The organism is Desulforhopalus sp. (assembly GCA_030247675.1).
GTDB lineage: Bacteria > Desulfobacterota > Desulfobulbia > Desulfobulbales > Desulfocapsaceae > Desulforhopalus_A.
In genome coordinates this window covers 81,581-101,620 of sequence record JAOTRX010000002.1, presented here as the reverse complement: position 1 = coordinate 101,620, position 20,040 = coordinate 81,581, and the positions used below count along the sequence as shown (strand labels likewise).

Annotated in this window: 20 protein-coding genes; 12 read left to right on the top strand and 8 right to left on the bottom strand. The window is 53.9% G+C overall.

Annotated features, from left to right (window positions below):
- From OEL83_00455 to argB, 4 genes are all read right to left on the bottom strand, one after another.
- Entirely contained in the window at positions 1-1,206 is a 1,206-nt protein-coding gene (locus OEL83_00455) for an argininosuccinate synthase (protein MDK9705491.1), read from the bottom strand.
- A gap of 44 nt (positions 1,207-1,250) precedes the next feature.
- On the bottom strand, positions 1,251-2,162 hold the full coding sequence (argF, locus tag OEL83_00450; protein ID MDK9705490.1) for an ornithine carbamoyltransferase: 912 nt from the start codon (positions 2,160-2,162) through the stop codon (positions 1,251-1,253).
- Between the two features lie 199 nt (positions 2,163-2,361).
- The gene (locus tag OEL83_00445; protein MDK9705489.1) at positions 2,362-3,573 is read right to left on the bottom strand and encodes an acetylornithine transaminase; all 1,212 of its coding nucleotides are present in this window, start codon (positions 3,571-3,573) and stop codon (positions 2,362-2,364) included.
- Positions 3,573-4,475 (bottom strand): acetylglutamate kinase, encoded by a 903-nt coding sequence (argB, locus tag OEL83_00440; protein MDK9705488.1) that lies wholly within the window; start codon positions 4,473-4,475, stop codon positions 3,573-3,575. The genes OEL83_00445 and argB overlap by 1 nt, the downstream gene beginning before the upstream one ends.
- Before the next feature lie 234 nt (positions 4,476-4,709).
- On the opposite strand from argB, the gene OEL83_00435 reads away from it, so the two are divergent.
- From OEL83_00435 to OEL83_00395, 9 genes are all read left to right on the top strand, one after another.
- Complete coding sequence (locus tag OEL83_00435; GenBank protein MDK9705487.1) at positions 4,710-5,306, top strand: lipopolysaccharide transport periplasmic protein LptA; 597 nt, start codon at positions 4,710-4,712, stop codon at positions 5,304-5,306.
- 18 nt (positions 5,307-5,324) lie between these two features.
- Positions 5,325-6,047 carry an LPS export ABC transporter ATP-binding protein gene (gene lptB, locus OEL83_00430; protein MDK9705486.1) on the top strand — a complete coding sequence of 241 codons (723 nt, stop codon included), beginning with the start codon at positions 5,325-5,327 and terminating at the stop codon, positions 6,045-6,047.
- A gap of 6 nt (positions 6,048-6,053) precedes the next feature.
- Positions 6,054-7,511 (top strand): RNA polymerase factor sigma-54, encoded by a 1,458-nt coding sequence (rpoN, locus tag OEL83_00425; protein ID MDK9705485.1) that lies wholly within the window; start codon positions 6,054-6,056, stop codon positions 7,509-7,511.
- A gap of 6 nt (positions 7,512-7,517) precedes the next feature.
- On the top strand, positions 7,518-8,450 hold the full coding sequence (locus OEL83_00420) for a WYL domain-containing protein (GenBank protein MDK9705484.1): 933 nt from the start codon (positions 7,518-7,520) through the stop codon (positions 8,448-8,450).
- A 183-nt stretch (positions 8,451-8,633) separates the two neighbouring features.
- A complete protein-coding gene (locus OEL83_00415; protein ID MDK9705483.1) occupies positions 8,634-9,785 on the top strand; it encodes a hypothetical protein in 1,152 nt (383 codons plus the stop codon).
- Positions 9,786-10,022: 237 nt separating this feature from the next.
- The gene (locus tag OEL83_00410) at positions 10,023-10,886 is read left to right on the top strand and encodes a TRAP transporter TatT component family protein (protein MDK9705482.1); all 864 of its coding nucleotides are present in this window, start codon (positions 10,023-10,025) and stop codon (positions 10,884-10,886) included.
- Positions 10,887-10,926: 40 nt separating this feature from the next.
- On the top strand, positions 10,927-11,955 hold the full coding sequence (dctP, locus tag OEL83_00405) for a TRAP transporter substrate-binding protein DctP (protein ID MDK9705481.1): 1,029 nt from the start codon (positions 10,927-10,929) through the stop codon (positions 11,953-11,955).
- The gene (locus tag OEL83_00400) at positions 11,952-12,482 is read left to right on the top strand and encodes a TRAP transporter small permease subunit (protein ID MDK9705480.1); all 531 of its coding nucleotides are present in this window, start codon (positions 11,952-11,954) and stop codon (positions 12,480-12,482) included. Before dctP ends, OEL83_00400 begins: the two co-directional genes overlap by 4 nt.
- Positions 12,479-13,741: a TRAP transporter large permease subunit gene (locus OEL83_00395; protein ID MDK9705479.1), complete on the top strand. Its 1,263-nt coding sequence runs from the start codon at positions 12,479-12,481 to the stop codon at positions 13,739-13,741. The genes OEL83_00400 and OEL83_00395 overlap by 4 nt, the downstream gene beginning before the upstream one ends.
- Here the strand turns inward: OEL83_00395 and hpt are convergent.
- Together hpt and OEL83_00385 are read right to left on the bottom strand one after the other, a co-directional pair.
- Complete coding sequence (gene hpt / locus OEL83_00390) at positions 13,738-14,259, bottom strand: hypoxanthine phosphoribosyltransferase (protein MDK9705478.1); 522 nt, start codon at positions 14,257-14,259, stop codon at positions 13,738-13,740. The genes OEL83_00395 and hpt overlap by 4 nt on opposite strands.
- A 143-nt stretch (positions 14,260-14,402) precedes the next feature.
- Positions 14,403-15,050 (bottom strand): YceH family protein, encoded by a 648-nt coding sequence (locus tag OEL83_00385; GenBank protein MDK9705477.1) that lies wholly within the window; start codon positions 15,048-15,050, stop codon positions 14,403-14,405.
- Positions 15,051-15,432: 382 nt separating this feature from the next.
- Between OEL83_00385 and OEL83_00380 the strand changes: the two genes are divergently transcribed.
- The 3 genes from OEL83_00380 to OEL83_00370 all read left to right on the top strand — a co-directional run bounded on the left by OEL83_00380 (position 15,433) and on the right by OEL83_00370 (position 17,687).
- Positions 15,433-16,149: a hypothetical protein gene (locus OEL83_00380; protein MDK9705476.1), complete on the top strand. Its 717-nt coding sequence runs from the start codon at positions 15,433-15,435 to the stop codon at positions 16,147-16,149.
- A 137-nt stretch (positions 16,150-16,286) separates the two neighbouring features.
- Positions 16,287-16,694 (top strand): RidA family protein, encoded by a 408-nt coding sequence (locus OEL83_00375; protein MDK9705475.1) that lies wholly within the window; start codon positions 16,287-16,289, stop codon positions 16,692-16,694.
- A 129-nt stretch (positions 16,695-16,823) separates the two neighbouring features.
- Positions 16,824-17,687, top strand: coding sequence for a methylenetetrahydrofolate reductase (locus OEL83_00370; GenBank protein ID MDK9705474.1), 864 nt, complete (start codon positions 16,824-16,826; stop codon positions 17,685-17,687).
- A 53-nt stretch (positions 17,688-17,740) separates the two neighbouring features.
- Here OEL83_00370 and OEL83_00365 read toward each other — a convergent pair whose 3' ends face one another.
- Both OEL83_00365 and OEL83_00360 read right to left on the bottom strand, forming a co-directional pair.
- Complete coding sequence (locus tag OEL83_00365; protein MDK9705473.1) at positions 17,741-18,865, bottom strand: MFS transporter; 1,125 nt, start codon at positions 18,863-18,865, stop codon at positions 17,741-17,743.
- 211 nt (positions 18,866-19,076) lie between these two features.
- Positions 19,077-19,967, bottom strand: a complete 891-nt coding sequence (locus OEL83_00360; protein ID MDK9705472.1) for a hypothetical protein — start codon at positions 19,965-19,967, stop codon at positions 19,077-19,079.
- Positions 19,968-20,040: the final 73 nt, after the last annotated feature.

Below are 20,040 nucleotides of genomic sequence, written 5' to 3'. Positions count from 1 at the left end.
CTATTTACTGCACCGCCCCTGCAGGGCATTGATTTTCAAACGCAAGCCGTTGAGCCGGATAAAGCCGGTGGCATCGCCCTGATTGTAGACAGTGTCTTCTTCAAAGGTAGCAAAATTAACCTGGTACAGTGATTGATCGGATTTACGCCCGACCGGGGTGCAATTGCCCTTGTAGAGTTTCAAGCGGACGACGCCGTTCACCGTCTTCTGCGTCTCGTCCATGGTCTTTTGCAACAACTCCCGCTCCGGCGAGAACCAGAAACCGTTATAGATCAGCTCGGAATACCGTGGCACGAGAGAGTCGCGGATACGCAAGACCTCACGGTCGAGGGTGATGGTTTCGAGATCGCGATGGGCAGTGCGCAGGATAGTACCACCCGGGGTCTCATAGACACCGTGCGACTTCATGCCGACGAATCGGTTCTCCACCAGATCAAGACGGCCGATACCGTTGGCACCTCCCAGGCGATTAAGCTCGGTAAAGAGGGCCAGTGGTTCCATGGCCACGCCATCAAGGGCCACCGGGCTGCCGCCCTCGAAGGTGATTTCCAGATAGGCCGGTTTGTCGGGGGCCTTTTCCGGGGCGACGGTCAGCTTGAACATTGCCTCTTCCGGCTCGTTCCAGGGGTCTTCGAGAATTCCGCCCTCAAAGCTGATATGCAGCAGATTCTCGTCGGAGCTATACGGCTTCTCCTTGGTCACCGGCACTGGGATATTATGATCCTGAGCGAACTCCACCAATTTCTGCCGGGAATTGAGACTCCAGATCCGCCAGGGGGCAATGATCTTCAGAGATGGTGCAAGGGCAATATAGGCAAGCTCAAAACGCACCTGATCGTTGCCTTTTCCAGTTGCCCCATGGCTCACCGCATCGGCACCCTCAGCAAGGGCGATGCGCACCTGTTCCTTGGCAATCAGCGGCCGGGCCAGTGAGGTGCCGAGAAGATAGGAGCCTTCGTAGATGGCATTGGCCCGGAAAGCCGGAAAGATATAGTCTTCGACAAAGACCTTCTTCAGATCGGAAACAATCACCTTCTCAGCGCCGGTGGCCAGCCCCTTGCGAGTTACCGCATCCCAGTCCTCTTCCTGACCGATGTCAGCGGAATAGGCGATCACCGAGCATTTATACTCCTCGGCAAGCCACTTTAAAATTACCGAGGTATCGAGACCTCCGGAATAGGCGAGAACAATCTTGTTTACACTCATGGAGCAAACCCCTAATTATTTTTATATTCTTTCCTTTTACAACATCAACCAATCAGGCTTTCGAGAATCGCCTTATGGATGTGCATCTTATTTTCTGCTTGATCAAAGGCCACGCACTGCGTCGACTCAAGAACCTCATCGGTTATCTCCTCGCCGCGATGGGCAGGCAAACAATGCAGGACAATGCAGTCAGCCGGGGCCTTAGCCAATAACTGATGATTGAGCTGATATTTACTGAAAATGCCGATTCTTTCCTCCTGCTCGTCCTCCTGGCCCATGGATGCCCAGACATCGACGTTGATGACGGCCGCACCGCGAACCGCAACCTCCGGGTCTTCGACGAGGACGATCGGTTTTCCGGCTATCTTCCTGCTCTCCGCAAGTATTGCCGCATCCGGCTCATAGCCCTGCGGACAGGCGAGAACCAATTCGAAACCGAGTATCCCGGCCGCCTGAATCCAGGAGTTGGCCATGTTATTGCCGTCTCCCACCCAGGCAATGCGCAGGGGCTCGATCGCTCCTTTTTTCTCAATGACCGTCATGATATCGCTCAGCACCTGGCAGGGGTGATGCAGGTCGGTCAGGGCATTGATAACCGGAACCGTAGCATAGGCGGCCAGTTCCTCGACCACCTCCTGACCGAAGGTCCGAACAACCATACCGTCAACGTAACGGGACATGACCCTGGACATGTCCTTGAGCGGTTCCGATCTCGCCAGCTGGGTATCACGGCCCGATAAAAATATGACCTGTCCGCCCAAGCCGTACATGGCCGACTCGAAGGATACCCGAGTCCTGGTCGATGGTTTTTCAAAAATCAAGCCAATGGTCTTACCCATTAATTGCTGATGGATCTTTCCGGCCTTTTTTTCACTTTTTAGTTCAATTGCCCGGTTAATAAGACCAGTCAACTCATTTTTCGAGAATTCCTGTAATGATCTAAAATGCTTCGGCACTCTGTACACCTCTAAAAACAGCGGGGAGACACCCCCTTGGTTACCTCCCCGTGTTGGTCTTCGTCAAAATCGAGTCCCATTGAGAAGCGGAGCCCCCGCTTCTCTGGATCAGGGGAGAAAGATGTAATCATTACCTAAAAGAACGGCGATTTGCAAAACATTTCCCCCGGATATCCTTGGTTTTAGCGCATTTTCACCGTTATCTATCGCTCATTTCTGCCAGCACCTCGCCAAGAGCATCGATAAAGGTGTCGATTTCCTCGGTCGTGACGATGAGGGGCGGAACAAAGCGCAGGGCTATATTGCCGGCAAAATTCATGAGAAAACCCCGTTCAAACATCTTGGTAACAATGGCCGGTCCTTGGGTTGCACCTTTTTCCGTGAGTACCGCTCCAATCAACAGACCCATGCCCCGCACTGAATCGATAATCGCCGGAAAGCGAACGACGAGGCTGGTCAGTTTTTCCTGGAAATAGGCCCCTTTCCGCCGCACCTCAGGGAAAAAGTCATCGGCCAGCATGATCGACAGCACCGCCACAGCAGCGGCCGAGGCCACCGGGTTGCCACCAAAGGTGGAGGCGTGTGTCCCCGGGGTGAAGGCTGCGGCGATATCAGCGCGAGTCATCATCGCCCCGATAGGCAGTCCATTACCCAAGGCCTTGGCCATAGTCAATATATCCGGGGTGACCCCCAATTGTTCATGGGCAAAGAGCGTCCCGGTCCGGCCAAGTCCGGTCTGGATCTCGTCGAAAATCAGCAACAACCTATGTTGGTCGCATAAGGCCTTAATACCTCTGAGGTATTCTTTATCCAGCGGTCGCACTCCTCCTTCACCCTGCAGAGGTTCGGCGAGAATCGCGCAGGTCTTGTCGGAGATCATTGCCGCGAGGGACTCCAGGTCGCCAAAGGGGGCATGAAGAAAACCCTCGGGCAGCGGCTCAAAACCCTTATGAAATTTCGGTTGCCCAGTTGCCGCGACGGTAGCCAGGGTTCGCCCATGAAAGGAACCGGTTAGGCTGATCACCTGGTACCTGCCAGCACCGGAATGGATTCTCGCCAACTTGATGGCTGCCTCGTTCGCCTCAGCGCCGCTGTTGGCAAGAAATACCCGCTCACCGAAGGAATTGCCGGTCAGCAATTCAGCAAGACGTATCTGCGGTTCGGTGTAGTACAGGTTGGAGACATGAACCAGCTCACCGGCCTGTTGCCGGATGGCCTCGGTCACCGCCGGATGGCAGTGGCCAAGGGCGCACACCGCAATGCCCGACAGAAAATCCAGGTACTCCTTGCCGTCGGCATCGGTGAGCCGACAACCGCTCCCCTTAACCATGGCCGCAGGATACCTGGCATAGGTCCCGATGAATACCTTATCACCCCTTTCCTTCCACTCTTTATTGCCACATGTGTTCATCAAAATATCTCCGTTCCAACCCCTTCTCGGGTAAACATTTCCAGCAAAATCGAATGCTCCACTCTCCCATCTACAATATAGGTCTTGGCTACGCCGCGGCGCAGGGCCTCTTCGCAACAGCGTACCTTGGGGATCATCCCCCCGGCAATGGTACCATCGTCGATGAGGGCCTCCAATTCGCCATGCGCCAGGGAGGAAAGCAGTTCACCGGCCTTATTCTTCACCCCGGGAACATCGGTTAGAAGGATCATCTTCTCCGCCGCCAGGGCTCCGGCAATCGCCCCGGCGACCAGATCGGCATTGATATTGAAGGCCTGACCGTCCTCGCCAACCCCCACCGGGGCAATGACCGGGATAAAATCGTTACCGCTGAGGCTTTCGAGGACGCCGGTGTTGATCTTGGTCACCTGCCCCACCCGGCCGACATCGATAAGCTCGGGCGGGGCATCAGCCAAGGCCTCGTCAGCTTTCTTGCGCTTGACCTTGAGTTTTTTAGCACAGACCAGATCGCCATCCCTGCCGGATAGCCCGACCGCCTTGCCGCCGCAGTGGTTGATCAGTCCGACGATTTGTTTGTTCACCTGGCCGACCAGGACCATCTCAACCACATCCATGGTCTCTCCATCGGTTACACGCATTCCCTGGACATAACTTGCTTTTATTCCAAGACGGTCTAGCAGGCTGTTGATCTGTGGCCCGCCGCCGTGGACAATGACCGGGTTGATGCCAATCTGCTTGAGGAGGATAACGTCAAGGGCAAATTGTTTTTTCAGGTGGTCGTCAACCATGGCATGGCCGCCGTACTTTATGACGATAGTTTTTCCCCTGAATTCCTGCATATAGGGCAGTGCCTCAATGAGCACCTTGGCCTTTTCAATACTTTCAGCAACGCTTTTTACCATAGCAAGCCTTCCCATCACCCAATCATTGGATATATTTAATTGCAATATCAATAAGATATAGCAATTTTTCAAAGCCAAAAACTCTTTCGTATTGTACTGGCTGACGTGCTGTAAGTAAAGCACTCTTTGTTTTCCCAGCCGATACCATGACTTTACATTTCCAGCCCTTTACGCTACGATGCGGCTCGGCAAAACACTGACCATGGACATCATATCAACGAGCGGAGGGTCTTAATGCAGTCGCATGACCGTTGTTCTTTGCTGTTTAGCATTCTTTTTCTTATCGTTTCCTTCGTTATCGGCGGAGCTGCAAACGCCCTGGCTGCCTCCGATGCACCAATCCATATTGAATCGAACCGTATGACCTCCACCGAGAAATCAAATTCAGTAGTATTCTCTGGGGATGTCGATGCAAAACAGGGTGACGTGCGTATTCGCGCAGACGAAATGACCGTCTTCTATAACACCCTCGAAAGTTCCGCCAAGCAACCAGCGCCGAAGGACAAAAAGAAACCAGCAGCGCCCCAGGCAGAAAAGAAAACCAGCCAGCAAGTTGAGAAACTGATCTGCACCGGCAATGTCGAAGTCTCCCGGGGAGAATGGCTGGGAACCGCCAAAAAAATGCTCTACCTCTCCAAAGAGAGACAGGTTATATTGACGGAAAATGCCAAGGCCTGGCAGGGCCAGAATATGGTCAGCGGCGAAAAGATCATTTATTACCTCGACGAGGGCCGTTCCGAAGTCATCGGCGGCACCAAGGCCACCGCCGGTGAAGGCGATGGCGGCAAAAAGAAACCTTCCCGGGTCAATATGACCATCCTTCAGAATTAACAAGATCACCCCACTCCCATGTCGGTACTTGAAACACGCAATATAGTAAAACGGTACGGTGCCAGAACGGTTGTCGACGGGGTCAGCCTCCAGGTTCAACCCGGCGTGGTTGTTGGCCTTCTGGGACCAAACGGCGCCGGCAAGACCACTACCTTTTACAGCATTGCCGGGTTCATCCGTCCCGATCAGGGAAATATCCTCTTTGCCGGTGAAAACATAACCGACCTGCCCATCCACAAAAGGGCATTGAAGGGCATCACCTATCTGGCCCAAGAGCCGTCGGTGTTCAAGAAACTGACGGTTGAGGAAAACGTCCGCATTATTCTTGAGCCGCTGGGGCTTTCAAAAAACGAGATAAACAACCGCCTCGACGAATTGATGGAAGACCTCGGCATCGGCTATCTCCGCAAAAATAAAGGCCATGCCCTTTCCGGCGGAGAACGGCGGCGGGTGGAAATCATGCGCGCCCTGTCAACACGGCCAAAGTTCATCCTCCTCGACGAACCCTTCGCCGGAATCGATCCGCTGGCGGTCATCGATCTGCAGAAGATCATCTTCAAATTGAAAGAGAAAGGGCTGGGCATTCTGATTTCCGACCATAATGTCCGAGAAACTTTACAGGTCTGTGACTTTGCCTATATCATGAACGCAGGGCAAGTTTTGACCAGCGGTGTCGCTGACGATATCATAGAGAGTGAAGTGGCCCGGAAAATGTATCTCGGGGAAAATTTTCGCATGTGATTGTTTATGGCCCTCGAACTCAGACAACAGCTCAAGCTTGCTCAGAAATTGGTGATGACGCAGCAGCTGCGGCAAGCCATAAAACTCTTACAATTGAACAGGCTCGAACTCTCAGACGCCCTCCAGGCGGAAATCGAACAAAATCCTGCCCTCGAAGAAGATTTTTCGACACCGGATGCCCCGGAAAGCAACTTCTCCTTATCCACAACCACCGAACAGCTCATCGGCCCCGCCCCAGAACCGGAGATTACCGAGACTATCAAGGTTGCCGACAACCTTGCTGAAACAAACTGGGACGACTACTCCAATAATTTTGATTCCAACTTTTCCTTTTCCCAGGAAACCCCGCCGGCCGACGCCCCTTCGCAGTTTGATTTCATTTCTGAAAAGCCTGGCCTATCCGCCTACCTGCACTGGCAATTGGCGCACAGCAACCTCGATGCCAAGGAGTGGGAAATCGCCCAGTTTATCGTCGGCAATCTCAACCGCTACGGCTTTCTTGAGGTCGATCTCGACAAGGTCATCGCCGAAACCGGCTGTGAAAAGGACGACGCCGAATATATTCTTGAGGTTGTCCAGGAGCTTGACCCGCCGGGAATTGCCGCACGCAATGTCAGCGAGTCCCTGTACCTGCAACTGGAGCGGCTGGGCAAAGGGGACAGCCTTGCCGCCGAGATCGTCCTGCACCACCTGCCGCTTCTTGAAACCCGCAACTACAAAGCGCTTGCCAAGGAAACCGGAAAAAAGAAGCCGGAACTGGAGCGGGCGATAAAGTACATCATCGCCGAACTTACCCCCTTTCCCGGCCTGCCATATGCCACCGATACCACCAATTATGTCGTCCCGGATGTATACGTCCGGAAGATCGACGGCGAATATGTCATCCAATTGAACGAAGATGACATTCCCCGGCTCAAACTGTCATCTCTGTACCAGGAGTTACTGAAAAAAGAGAACAACCTTGCCAAGGAGTCACGCCAGTACATCCAGGATAAACTGAAAAACGCCGACTGGTTCATCAAGTCTCTGTACCAGCGGCAGCGGACCATCTACAAGGTCATGGAAAGCATCCTCCGCTTCCAATACGATTTCTTCGAGCGCGGCTCCGCCTATCTCAAACCACTCATCCTCAAAGACGTCGCCGACGACATCGAGATGCACGAATCGACGGTCAGCCGGGTCACCTCCAATAAGTACGTGCATACCCCGCAGGGCATCTACGAGCTGAAGTACTTCTTCTCCACCGCCATCGCCCGCGAGGGAGAAGATGACATGGCCGCGGAATCGATCAAGACCCGGATCAGGAAGATGATTCAGGAAGAGGACCGTAACGACCCGCTCAGCGACAACGCCATTTCCGAAAGACTCGCCGAGGAGAATATTAAGATAGCCCGGCGGACCGTAGCAAAATACCGGGAACAGCTGAAAATCCTCCCAGTAAAGCATCGTCGGCACAACAAATAATGCTTCATGGGCCTTCTTGAGCGGATATTCTTTTTCCACCAGGAAACCCACCAGGGCAACTTCCCCAACTCCCGGTCCCTTACCGCCAATTTCGAGATTTCCATCGCTACCGCCAAAAGGGACATCGCTTATCTCCGCGATCGCCTCCTCGCCCCGCTGGCCTATGACTCTGTGAGAAATGGCTACTACTACACCGATGCGGGCTTTCACCTGCCCTTCGAAGAAAGCCCGCGTATCGTTTTTCTCCTGACCATGCTCAGCAAGCTCGCTAAGGAGGCCGGCCTCGGGGAATTGCCGGAGGTCAAACAGCTGCAGCAACGGCTGGCGGCAATGATCTCACCCGAATACGAGAAACTTGTTGAATCCCTGTCTTGTCAATGGATAGAGGTTGAGGCCATTGATCACCGGATCTTTGCAACCATCATTGAAGCGGTGGTGAAAAAACGTTGCCTGTCCCTTGCCTACCGGCCGCTCGGCGGTGCAACCACGACACGAACCGTCGCCCCAATGCAACTCGTCAACCACCAGGGCCGCTGGTATCTGTTCGCCTTCTGCAGCCTCCGCAAGGCCAACCGGCTTTTTCATATTGCCAGAATCAAGAAGGCAACGATAAGCCGCCAAGGGCTTCCTCCGGATCTCCCATTCGACCGGAATCACCTCCTCCAATCCTTCGGTATCTTTCAGGGTCCTCCGCGCTATATAGCGGAAGTACTCTTTACCTCCACCGCCGCAGAACTCGTCGCCAACCAATTCTGGCACAAGGATCAGATCATAACGCCGGTCAGCGAAGGGGTTGTGGTGCGGCTGCCGGTCAACGATGACCGCGAGCTGCTCATGAAAATCCTGCAATACGGGGCCATGGCCAAGGTTCTTTCTCCACCAGAACTCATCCAGCGGCTGCAGTCAGCAATCGCCGCCATGGCCAAGGTCTATTCATGAGAGAAAAGCAACCTCCTGGTAATACTGATTTATTCACATTACGGGAAAGGCATTCTCGGAAAACTATTAAAGAAGAATGGAATTTGTGATAGTATTCGAGAAGGGTTCTTAGAAGTCTTTTCAACTGGCATCAATTCAACACCTTTTCAAAATATGTTCCACTTCCAAAGGGAGAACCAAAAGATGAAATACGCTTTTATCGCCTTAATTGCCTGCTACCTCCTTGTATATGGTTGCGGCCCTGACAAAGACAAAAAGGCCGAAGACAAGAAAGGCCAGACCACCGTCCAGAGTACCGTCACTACGCCCCAGCAACCAGCGGCGCAATCGACCAAGACCGAAAAACCGAAGGATCTCAGCAAACAGCCGGTCTTTGCCCAGACCGAGGCGGCACAACCCGTAACCCAGCCGGACAAGACGACAATGCCGAAAGAACTTGCCAAGCAACCGGTATTTGCCCAACCCGAGGCACAACAAGCCGGATCTCAACCTGCTGTGACAGAGAAACCCCAGGGCCTTAGCAAGCAACCGGTATATGCCCAGGCTGACCAGGCACAATCCGCCGCCCAGCCGGCCCAGACAGCAAAGCCCCAGGGACTCAGTAAACAGCCGGTATACGCTCAGGCTGACAGCCAACCACCGCCACCGCAAAACGCCCCACAGGCGGCCGCGGCCAAGCCCCAACAACCTTCCCCGGAGATGAGCCAAGCGCCTCAACACCCCTGTCCCATGATGACTGATGAGGACGAAGACGATGCAGCCTTGGACCAGGGCGATGAAGAAGAGCTGCTGGCCTTGCCCTGCGGCCATGTCATTATGAAAAGCCAACTGCCGGCCGGTGCCCCCTGTCTGGGAATGCAGGCCCCACCCTGTCTGAAAATGGGGCAACAGCCGGGTGACGGGCAGGATAGCATTGTCCTGCCGTGCGGCCGGGTAATCGCCAGACCGCCCATGCCACCCGCCGATGCCCCGCAGCCACCGCCGCACATGACAGCGCCCGGCCAGGTCCAGGCGCAGCCGCAGATCGTGGAGGAAGAAAAAGAGGATCTCACCGTCGCCGTGCAGAAAATGGTCGAGACCACCAACGATATGGTTATCGTTACCAGGCAGTTGGTTCTGGCCACCCAAGAAATGCTTAAGGCCACCAAGGGAACCGCGACCGAGCAAGTCACTCAACCAAACAAGCAAGGAGTCGGACCTACAACAGATTCCAAGACCGCAGGCGTCGAACAGAACGTGGTGGATGCCATGAACGATGCGGTTATCGCCTCGCAAAAGGCCGTCGAAGCAGCCAACCAGGCAGTCTCTAAGACCGCTGAGCCGAATAGGCCCTAAAGCTGAGTTGCGCAGCTTGCCTGCTCAACCGAAACGTATGCCCTTGCGGTATATGAAGTCCTGCCCTTTTCCCGCCCACTGCCGAGAATATTCTCGGTAGTGGGCCTCTTCTTCTGTACAAAGTTATGATTGCCAAACCGCGCGCCGGCAATTACAATCCGTCCCGATTCCTTTCCGGAAAAATCGACAACTCCGACACACTTTTTAACCTCCAGCCCCGACCAAGGGAGAACAAGTATGTCCGCCCGGCCTTTTCCCGCAATTCTGCCCGCCATCCTGCTTTGTTGTCTCTGCCTCGGTCTGTCTTCCTGCGCCAGCCTGATCACCGGCACGGTTATCAAACCGGCGGTCGGTAACCTCCAGCAACAGCAAGATATTGAGCTGGTCTGCGAAGGTGCCCCGGCCTATCTGCTGATGCTCGACAGCATGCTCGTTTCCTCACCGGAAAGCCAGGATCTGCTGCTCATTGCCAGCCAATCCTACAGCGCCTACGCCACCGCCCTGGAGGAATGCGGCGGTTCCGACGCACGCATCGACGCCATGGCCGCCAAGGCCAAGTCCTACGGCCAAAGACTGCTCCAACCTTTGCTGCCAATAGGCAACAAGGTCGGCGCCGCCGAGTTTGACCGCCATCTGGCAAAGCTTGGTACCGGCGATGTCCCCGAGGCCTTTTGGGGTGCCTCCGGCTGGCTGACCTGGGTACTGCGGCAAAAGGGCTCCCCGGAGGCAATTGCCGATATCGTGCTCATTGAAAAAATCATGGCCAGGCTCCTGCAACTCGACGAAGCCTACCAGGGCGGCAGCATCCATCTGTTCTTCGGGGCCTACCATGCCGCCAAACCGGAGATGCTCGGCGGCAGACCCGATCTGAGCGCCAAGCATTTTGAGAAGGCCCTCAGTCTCTCCAAGGGGCAGTTTCTCCTGGCCCAGACCACCTATGCCGCAACCCTTGCCAGGATAACCATGGACCGTGACCTCCACGACCGTCTGCTCAAGGAGGTTCTCGCCTTCCCCTTGGACAGCGCGCCGGAGTTCGGCCTCAGTAACCGGATCGCCATGAACCGGGCGAAAAGATTACTGCAAGAAGACTATTTTCAATAAAACACACGATTCCAAAGACTTCGCCATTTCCGGAGACCCCATGCAACGCATCGCCACCCTGCTCATCTGCACCGCCCTGCTGCTGACCCTCGACAGCCAATGGCTTCAGGCCGCCCCCAAACATCTCTTTAAGATTGCCAGCCTGGCCCCGGCCGGCTCGGTATGGGTGGAACAATTCGAGAATTTTGCCAAGGAAGTCACCGAAAAGACCGGCGGCGAGGTTGGCTTCCGCGTCTATCCGGGCGGCGTCATGGGTGACGACCAGGCGATGTTCCGGAAGATGCGGGTCGGGCAACTGCACGGCGGCGGCTTTACCATGACCGGCATTGCCACGGTCGTCCCGGACTTCCGGGTTATGGCCATCCCCTCGCTCTTTGAGTCCTACGAGGAAGTCGATTTTGTCAAAGAAGGGCTGATCCCTACCTTCAAGGAGCGCTTCCGGGAAAAGGAACTGGAATTTATCTCCTTAACCGAAGTAGGCTTTATTCACGCCATGTCAACCGGGCCGATCAATGCCATTGAACAGCTGCAACAGTCAAAAAACTGGAGCCCCTCAGGTGACCCGATTTCCGAAAACTACCTGAAGGCCCTGGGGATAACCCCCATCCAGCTATCAATCCCGGATGTCCTGTCTTCCCTGCAAAGCGGCTTGATCGAGACGGTCTACAACTCGCTGTATGGGGCAATCGTCCTGCAGTGGTTCACCAAGACCCAATACGTCATCGATGTCCCTTATGGCTATGCCTATGGGGTATTTGCCCTCGACGGCAAAAAATATGCCGCCCTCTCCGAGGCCCAAAAAGAGGCGATACAGGCGGCCGCAGCGATCCACTTTCCGATACTTCTCGAAAAAACCAGGACAAGCAACAGCGACTCGCGCAAGGTGATGCTCGACCGCGGCATCGAATTCCAGAAACTCGATGAGAGGGCCGCCCAGGTGCTGCACGAAAAACGAGAAGTGGCGGTCAGTCAGCTGATTCCCGACTCTCTGTCCAAGGATATTTACGACCGGGCCTTGAACCTATTGAAAGAATTTCGCAGCAAATCCGCCGGGAGAAAAACCAATTGAACCAGGCCGAAGCTCTATACCCGACCAACAAGGTATTGGCCTTCTTCGATTCGCTTGAAGAAAAACTGCTCTGCCTGATGCTGGTGGTGATGATTGTCCTTGCCTGCCTGCAGATCTTCCTGCGCACTTTCTATTCCAGCGGCCTGTTGTGGATCGATCCCCTCCTCCGCTATCTGGTGCTGTGGTCAGGACTGCTGGGCGCGGTTGCCGCCACCTCCCAGGGCAAACACATCGCCCTCGACATCTTCGGCAGCCGGATACCCCCGGCCCTCGATCCCTGGATCTCGCTTCTTACCCAGCTGTTCAGCAGCCTTGCGGCGGCGGGGCTGGCCTGGGCCGGCTGGGTCTTTCTCAGTGGCGAGATTGAGGCCGGCGGCGAAGGCCCGCTTGCCCTGCCCTTGTGGGTCTGGAACAGCATCTTCCCCCTCGCCTTCAGCCTGATCGCCGGCAAATCCTGCCTGTTGTTTGTCATGCAGATCAAGGCCTTGGCAACGAAGAAGCCGGCCCTTGGTGACAAGCCGCTATGAACGTCCTGAAACTCTTTATCCTGGCGCTGGCTCTGCTGCGCTCGCCACTGTTTCTGGTTATCGGGGCCCTGGCCCTTTTGTCTTTTTATTCGGCTGAAATCGATATTTCGGTGGTGATCATCGAGATGGCGCGGCTGGCCGACACACCGCTTCTGGTCTCCCTGCCGCTCTTTATCTTTGTCGGCATTCTCCTGTCGGAAAGCAAGGCGCCAGGCCGGATGCTGCAATTTTCGCGGATCTTCCTCGGCTGGCTGCCCGGCGGCCTGGCGGTCATCTCGCTCATTGTCTGCGCCGTCTTCACCGCCTTTACCGGGGCCTCCGGGGTCACCATCTTCGCCCTCGGCGGCCTACTGCTGCCAGCGCTTCTTGAGGAAGGCTACCAGGAAAATTTCTCCATGGGCCTGATCACTTCTTCCGGCAGCCTCGGCCTGCTCTTTCCCCCCAGCCTGCCGCTTATCCTCTTTGGCGTCATCGCCGAGGCGCGGATCGATCATCTTTTTCTCGCCGGAATCCTTCCCGGGGCGCTCATGCTCCTTCTGCTCATCGGCTATGCCGTCGCCAAAAGCCCGGTGCGGCTGAAAAGGCCGACATACACCGCCCAAGAGATGCTCCACGGTCTGCGGGTCATCGCCTGGGAACTACCCCTGCCGGTCATCCTTCTCGGCGGCATCTACGGTGGAATTTTTGTGCCCGGCGAAGCGGCGGCGGTTACCGCCCTCTACGTCCTGCTCGTCGAGGTGTTTATCCACCGCGACATTCCCCTCGGGAAGCTCCCGGCGGTGATGGGCAAGTCGATGGTCCTCTTCGGGGGAATACTAGTCATTATCGCCACCTCAATGGCCTCAACCAACTATCTCATCGACCAGGAGGTGCCGGTCAAGCTCTTCGAATTTATCCGGAGCTTTATCGACAGCAAGTATACCTTTCTGCTGCTTCTCAACATCTTCCTGATCATTGTCGGGATGATGCTCGATATCTTCTCGGCCCTGGTGCTGATCGTGCCGATCATTCTGCCCATCGCCGAGGGCTATGGCGTCGATCCCATCCATCTGGGTATCGTTTTTCTCACTAACCTACAGATCGGCTACTGCACCCCACCGGTCGGCCTGAATCTCTTTCTCGCCTCCTACCGCTTTGAGAAGCCGATTGCCGAGCTGTGCATCGCCACCCTGCCCTTTCTCGCCCTGCTCTTCGCCACCCTGATCATTATCACCTATTTCCCGTGGCTCAGCACGGTGCTGATCCACCTGGTGGGTTAATCCGGTTGCAGCACCCCAACGTAGGGGAGATTGCGGTAACCCTGGGCGTAGTCAAGGCCGTAACCGACGGCAAATTCGTTGGGGATATTCACCCCGCAGAAATCGATGGGAACATCGACCTTTCTCGCCGCCGGTTTATTTAAAAAGGTGCAGACCCTCAGGGAGCGTGGGTTGCGCTTCTGCATCATCTGGATAACCTTGCTGAAGGTTTGCCCGGTATCGACAATGTCCTCGACCAGCAGGATGTCCCGGCCCTCAATTGATGAATCAAGATCCATCACCACCTTCACATCGCCACTGCTGACCGTCCCATCGCCGTAACTGGTAAGGGTCATGAAATCGACCACCAAGGGCACCTTGATCTGCCGTACCAGATCAGCCATAAAGATAAAACAGCCCTTGAGGAGGCCGATTACCATCAGCTCCCGGGTAATTCCCTGGTAGGAGGCGGTAATGTCGGCGCCAAGGCGCGCCACTGTCTCCCGTATCTGGTCCTCGGAAACGAGAACCTTGACAATTTTCTGATTTTCCACGCTTTCTCCCTAAACGTACCAATTTTTTTTAAGGCCCGGACCTGCAAGGCCACCATTGACCGATTTTTTAACATTGAGCCAGGCTTTGAGGGCCATCCAAGTGCCGCAAGGATACAAGCCCTTGCCAACTATTCAAGCTCCTTTTTCAGGGCAAACAACTCACTACGCAACTGGTCTATCTCATCCTTGAGGGATGCCACTGCTCTTTCTAAGTCGGCGATACGATCGATAGCCGATCCTGCGGCAAATATACCAGGATCCTGGCGGATGGTGATATGTTCTATCATTTCCGGCTCTCCCGATAGCAGATGGGCAAACCGCTGTTCCTTCTGGCCAGGTTGCCGCGGCAATTTGGCTACAAACCCGATCTCGGCAAGATTATCGAGGTATTGCAGAACCTCCTCGATACTGTCAAACGAGCAGAGCCTCTCGGTGCGGCTGCGCAATTCTCCGGCGGTCTGCTGGCCACGGAGCAGCAGCATACAGATGAGCGCTGCCTCTCGCCTGATCAAGTTATGCTGCTTATCGAAATCGTGCCAATACTTCGGCACCCGGCTGCTGTCGCTTTGCCCAACCAGACGCTTTTTCTTGAGGGAATGCAAGGCATTGACCACGGTGTCCTCGTCCAGGGAGAGAACCGGGAATCGATTGGACTTCTGATTGCAGGCATTGGTGAGGGCATTCAGCGACAGGGGATAATATTCAGGAGTTGCCAACTCCTTCTCTATCAAGCTGCCAAGCACCCTGGCCTCAATTGCGTCGAGAACGATATCCATTGAGTTATTATTTCCTTATCTTTTCAGTGACCTAAAAATCTCGTTTGTTACAAATCCAACCAACCCTGCTGTTTTACAAAACCACCTGAGGGAATATGTATCCTCGGGTCGGGTGCTGGAATTAGCCTCATTGGCAGTAAGTTTGTCAAGCGATGAATGTTTCCGTCTTTCTGTGCAACCACCCCGGTCGGCATGTTCCAGGCGACCGGCACACTAACACATTGCAAATCATTCGAAATAGGATTTAAATGAATTTTTAGTCGGTTACGATGATACAATGGAGCAGGATTATCTTTCCAAACATTTCTTTAAAAAGCACTGAAACGAAGTTGGAGTATTGGTTCTGCAGAAACCCGTAAATCCCTTTTTCGATGTGAAAAATATGAAAAACATATTTATTAGTAGGCCAACTTGGGTTGCTCCTGAATTTCAAAAGGGGCTTGAAGGATTTATGGCCCTTATATCAAGTCACGAGCTGTCGCCAAGAACGTTAGGTGTTAGCGACCACCCAAACGATTCTCCTTTAGATGAAGTAATATCCATCCTTGATGAGTGTGTTGGAGCTATAATTCTTGGCTATCCCCAAATTGAGATTGAAAAGGGAAAATTAAAAAACGAATCAATAGTCACAATTCCTTTCTTGTTACCGACTGAATGGAATCATATTGAGGCGGGACTGGCATATGCAAGAGGGCTTCCTTTGTTTGTCCTTCATCATGTTAATATACGGAGAGGAATTTTTGACAGAGGGGCGCTAAATAAATTCTTGCACCAAGTAGATTTAAGCGACAATGCTTGGTTTTCGAGCAATTCAATCATGGGAGCGTTTTTAGCATGGAAGAAAAAGTTGCCAGATAATCCACCAACTATATCCCCAAAAAAATCCAATAAAAATCTATCTTTTGAGCATAGATCTGGGACCTTAATATCAAAAGACACAAGCATTCGTTACTGCCACAAATGTTTTAATAGTACTCCTTCAAGAGATATTGAACTGCGTGAATTTACTGAGGGTTGGCAGTGTGCAGTTTGTGGAAAAAGCTATCCAAATCCAGACTGGCATCCTGATACAATTCCTAATTTTGAAAATGACTACTAACCTCAAATAAATAAAAACATCGAACCAACGGCTCCATTCGGAACCCGCAAAGAAAGCGGGCCCGGTGAGCAGCACGTTGGACTGATTGGGGCAGCTCCCTATACAATCACCTGCTGCCTTTTACCTTAGGAGAATATATGAAAAATTCAATCATTCGCCTTAACCCGTCAACCCTGCCGAATGCTGGCGAAATGGGATATTCACAGATATCGATAGTCGAACCAGGGCGTATGGCGTATATCTCCGGCCAAGTTGCATGGAGGCCAAACGGTGAGCCAGTGCCGGATAGTTTGGCTGAGCAAATGAGTATCGTCTCGGTTAACGCAAGAGCCGCACTGGATGCTGTTGGAGCTACACCACAAGATGTCGTGATTGCACGTATCTACATGGTCAATCTCACCTCTGAAAGATTGGAAGAGGTTATGCCACCGTTTCTCGCCACTTTTGATGGCATTCAACCCTGTGTTACCGGTGTTGGTGTCGAAGCACTTGCTGCGCCCGATCTGCAAGTCGAGATGGAGTTGGTTGTCAGGCTTCCCGATTAACTGCTTCTTTCTGGATATCAAGCCAACGTCGTCTCGTGGCGCTACGTAATTTGGGTGCTGTTACAGTCTTCACCTGGATATTCTGACAATTTCCAGCATTCCAATAACTCTTATATCCCGGGAGGGAGCATGCATCTGACTGAAAAGCTGGGCAAAAAATTTGTGATCACCACGGAACTCGGTCCGGTAAAAGGGATACTGACGGATCAGTCCCTGGCCAAGGCCCAAGCCTACCTCCCCCTTGATGGTATCAACGTCCACGATTGTCCGATGGGCAATCTTCGCATCAATTCGGTGGCCATGGGTGTGCTCATCCAGAACAAGCTGAATATCGAGGCAATTCCGCACTTCACCTGCCGCGACCGGAGCCTTCTCGGCACCCAGGCCGATCTGCTCGGCGCCCATGCCCAGGGTATCCGCAACCTTCTCGTTACCACCGGTGATCTGCCCAAACATGGCCCCTATCCGTCGAAAGCGGTTTATGACTACAATACCCTGGAGCTTGTCCGCCTGATCAAGAAGATGAATAACGGCCTGGATTATAACGAAAAGGAATTCGGCGGAAATACCGATTTCACCATCGCCTGCACGGCCATCCCGACGGCCAAGAATCCCGAACTGGAACTGAAGCGAATGCTGAAGAAAATTACCGCAGGCGCCGATTTTTTCCAGACCCAGGTGGTCTATGATGCCGAGAAAACAATCGAATTTCTCAAAGAGGCGCGCAAACTGGAAAAGCCGATACTGGTCGGAGTCATGCCCCTGAAAAGCGTCAAGATGGCGCGGTTTTTAAACAGCAGCGTCGAGGGTATTGATGTTCCGGAAGAGCTGATTGCCCGCATGGAAAACGACGGGGCGACCGGGATTGACATCGCCTGCGATTTTATCAAGGAAATCGTCGACTATACCGACGGCATTCATATCATGGCGATGGGTGATATACAGGGCACAAACAGCATCATCGATTTTGTGAATACCCTAGTTCAGAGATAAGGCGCAACCGAGATTCCCTCGGTTCCCCTGGCGTTAGTCCACTGTCCTTATCATTAAGGCGTTTTTGCCCGGTAGCAGAACAGGCCAATTGCTGCGATAGCGGCAAACGATGCCCCGGCAAAAAATGTCGCCGCCGCGCCGAAGGCGCTCCACAATCCCCCTGCTATAACGCTTGCCAGCAAGAGCGCCGCACCGCTTACCAGGTTAAACACCCCGAAGGCGGTGCCGCGAAGATCGGTTGGCGCATTATCGGCGACAAGCTTAGAAAGCAGGCCCTGGGTGAGGGCCATATGCACGCCCCAGAGTGCTGATCCAAGGAATACGATCCAGGGCGAGGCAGCTATCGCCAAGACAATATCCGCAGCCACCAGGACGGCAAGACCATACACCAAGATCGTCCGCACTGCATACCGGTCAGCGGCCGCGCCCGCCGGATAGGCAAATCCGGCATAGACCAGATTCATGACGATCATGATCACCGGCACGTAACTAACAGCAAGGCCGACATCCTGGGCACGAAGAATCAGAAAGGCCTCGCTGAAACGGGCGAGGGTAAAAACCGCTCCGAGGGCGACGACTAGCCAGTAGCGCCGGGACAGGCGTTTGGTATCGGTCAACTGCAGGCGGCCCTTGGTTCCGGTTGTCTGGTCCGGCGATCTTTTTTCGTCCACCGCGACAATGAGCAGAAAGACGGCGAGGAAGGCCGGTACGACTGCTATCCACAACACCGCCTTGATGTCATTTGCCAACCACAACATGGCTGCAACGGCAAGCAAGGGTCCGACAAAGGCCCCGACGGAATCGAGCGCCTGCCGCAAACCGTAGGCGGCACCCCAAAGATGCGGCGGCGTTATGTCGGCCACCAGCGCGTCGCGCGGCGCACCGCGAATACCTTTACCTATGCGATCAACAAAGCGAGCGCCAAAAACCCATGCCATTGAGGTGGCAAGGGGAAAAATCGGCTTGGTCAAGGCACCAAGAGCATAGCCGATCACCGCCAGCAGCTTGCGCTTGCGGAAGTGATCGCTGATGACTCCGGAGAAGACCTTGGTAATCGCGGCGGTTCCCTCGGCGATACCTTCGATGATGCCGATGGTGACCATGGAGGCGCCGAGTGTTGTCGCCATAAATATCGGCAGAAGGCTGTGAACAAGTTCCGAGGAGATGTCCATGAACATTGACACAAGGCCAAGGGCCCAAATGCCTCTCGGCAGATGAGGAAGGAGGTTTTGTGTGGGGTGTGGCAATTCCTGACCGCCCGGTTGCGAGGATGGCATTGGCGAGGTCTTTGGTATTGTGGGTTTAATGAGTGTCCAGGGGCAAAACGGTTTCTAAAAACCACACCCTCCTCAAGACAGGTGGCCGAGCAATACAAGAAACATCACAATTTCACTTTGCTCCGAAAAAGACGCCCCGCCGGCCGCAACGTAAAATTTTCTGCATGTTTCTGCCATAGCCTACCAGTGTCGTGGCGCTGCAGCTGTTGCCGGTCGTCTTGATAAAAGTGCGGTTCGGCACAGCAATTTTGCCGCCTATTTTATGGTCGAGGACGGTGAATCCGTTGAGGAAATATATGGCTTCGGCATTGGTGTTCCAGACGACGTCGCCGGGTTGGAGCAACACCGGAACCGGCGGGTACAAAACGTGCCCATCGAAATAGGGGACGGTCAGGACAATGGGACGATAATCCTCATGAAAAACCGAGGTCAGCCCTTTTTCTCCTTCAATGGTACGCCGGGCCTCCGACAACTCCCCGAGAAAATCGATACTAAAGGTGGTGGTTTCGCCTAATTCATTAAAGGCCCGGGCCATCTGCAGCAATGTCCGCATCAGCATGACGTCGCCGACAAAATGGGTCCGCTCGTTTTTCACGACAACATCGTCGCCTTCACTCTGAAAAACCCGGAAAGCGGCAGGCGAGATACCGCCACGATCATAGAAACGCTGGGAATATTCACTCGACTCACTGGGTTGGCGTCCCATCAGCAGATCCTTGGTGACCGCCATGAACTCGAGCAGGGAGGGCGCCGCAAAAGGACGGGTGGCAAAACGGCCAATCCGCTCGCCCAGCGAATGCATATTCATTTCATGGGGGGTGAGCGTCTGGAAAACCAGTCTATCGCCAATAATTATTTTACAGATATCAGCAAAAGACACCACCTTCTCTTTTGATTTTTTGGTGGTACTGCTGCCAGTTGCCTGAAGATCCTCCTCCCTTGCCGTAAGCACGGAAAGGGGGTCATCCTCTTTTGGTCTGTACGTTTGCAGATAATGCACCATGGTTTCTCCCGCGGAGTTAGGTATTGAGATACCCAAGCATAGCAAATTATGGCGATCCCCGAAACGCTAATGA

Coding starts and splice junctions, on each gene's coding strand:
- OEL83_00455 (MDK9705491.1), bottom strand. CDS start 1,206: ATGAGTGTAAACAAGATTGTTCTCGCCTATTCCGGAGGTCTCGATACC.
- OEL83_00445 (MDK9705489.1), bottom strand. CDS start 3,573: ATGAACACATGTGGCAATAAAGAGTGGAAGGAAAGGGGTGATAAGGTA.
- argB (MDK9705488.1), bottom strand. CDS start 4,475: ATGGTAAAAAGCGTTGCTGAAAGTATTGAAAAGGCCAAGGTGCTCATT.
- OEL83_00435 (MDK9705487.1), top strand. CDS start 4,710: ATGCAGTCGCATGACCGTTGTTCTTTGCTGTTTAGCATTCTTTTTCTT.
- lptB (MDK9705486.1), top strand. CDS start 5,325: ATGTCGGTACTTGAAACACGCAATATAGTAAAACGGTACGGTGCCAGA.
- rpoN (MDK9705485.1), top strand. CDS start 6,054: ATGGCCCTCGAACTCAGACAACAGCTCAAGCTTGCTCAGAAATTGGTG.
- OEL83_00420 (MDK9705484.1), top strand. CDS start 7,518: ATGGGCCTTCTTGAGCGGATATTCTTTTTCCACCAGGAAACCCACCAG.
- OEL83_00415 (MDK9705483.1), top strand. CDS start 8,634: ATGAAATACGCTTTTATCGCCTTAATTGCCTGCTACCTCCTTGTATAT.
- OEL83_00410 (MDK9705482.1), top strand. CDS start 10,023: ATGTCCGCCCGGCCTTTTCCCGCAATTCTGCCCGCCATCCTGCTTTGT.
- dctP (MDK9705481.1), top strand. CDS start 10,927: ATGCAACGCATCGCCACCCTGCTCATCTGCACCGCCCTGCTGCTGACC.
- OEL83_00395 (MDK9705479.1), top strand. CDS start 12,479: ATGAACGTCCTGAAACTCTTTATCCTGGCGCTGGCTCTGCTGCGCTCG.
- OEL83_00385 (MDK9705477.1), bottom strand. CDS start 15,050: ATGGATATCGTTCTCGACGCAATTGAGGCCAGGGTGCTTGGCAGCTTG.
- OEL83_00380 (MDK9705476.1), top strand. CDS start 15,433: ATGAAAAACATATTTATTAGTAGGCCAACTTGGGTTGCTCCTGAATTT.
- OEL83_00375 (MDK9705475.1), top strand. CDS start 16,287: ATGAAAAATTCAATCATTCGCCTTAACCCGTCAACCCTGCCGAATGCT.
- OEL83_00370 (MDK9705474.1), top strand. CDS start 16,824: ATGCATCTGACTGAAAAGCTGGGCAAAAAATTTGTGATCACCACGGAA.
- OEL83_00365 (MDK9705473.1), bottom strand. CDS start 18,865: ATGTTCATGGACATCTCCTCGGAACTTGTTCACAGCCTTCTGCCGATA.
- OEL83_00360 (MDK9705472.1), bottom strand. CDS start 19,967: ATGGTGCATTATCTGCAAACGTACAGACCAAAAGAGGATGACCCCCTT.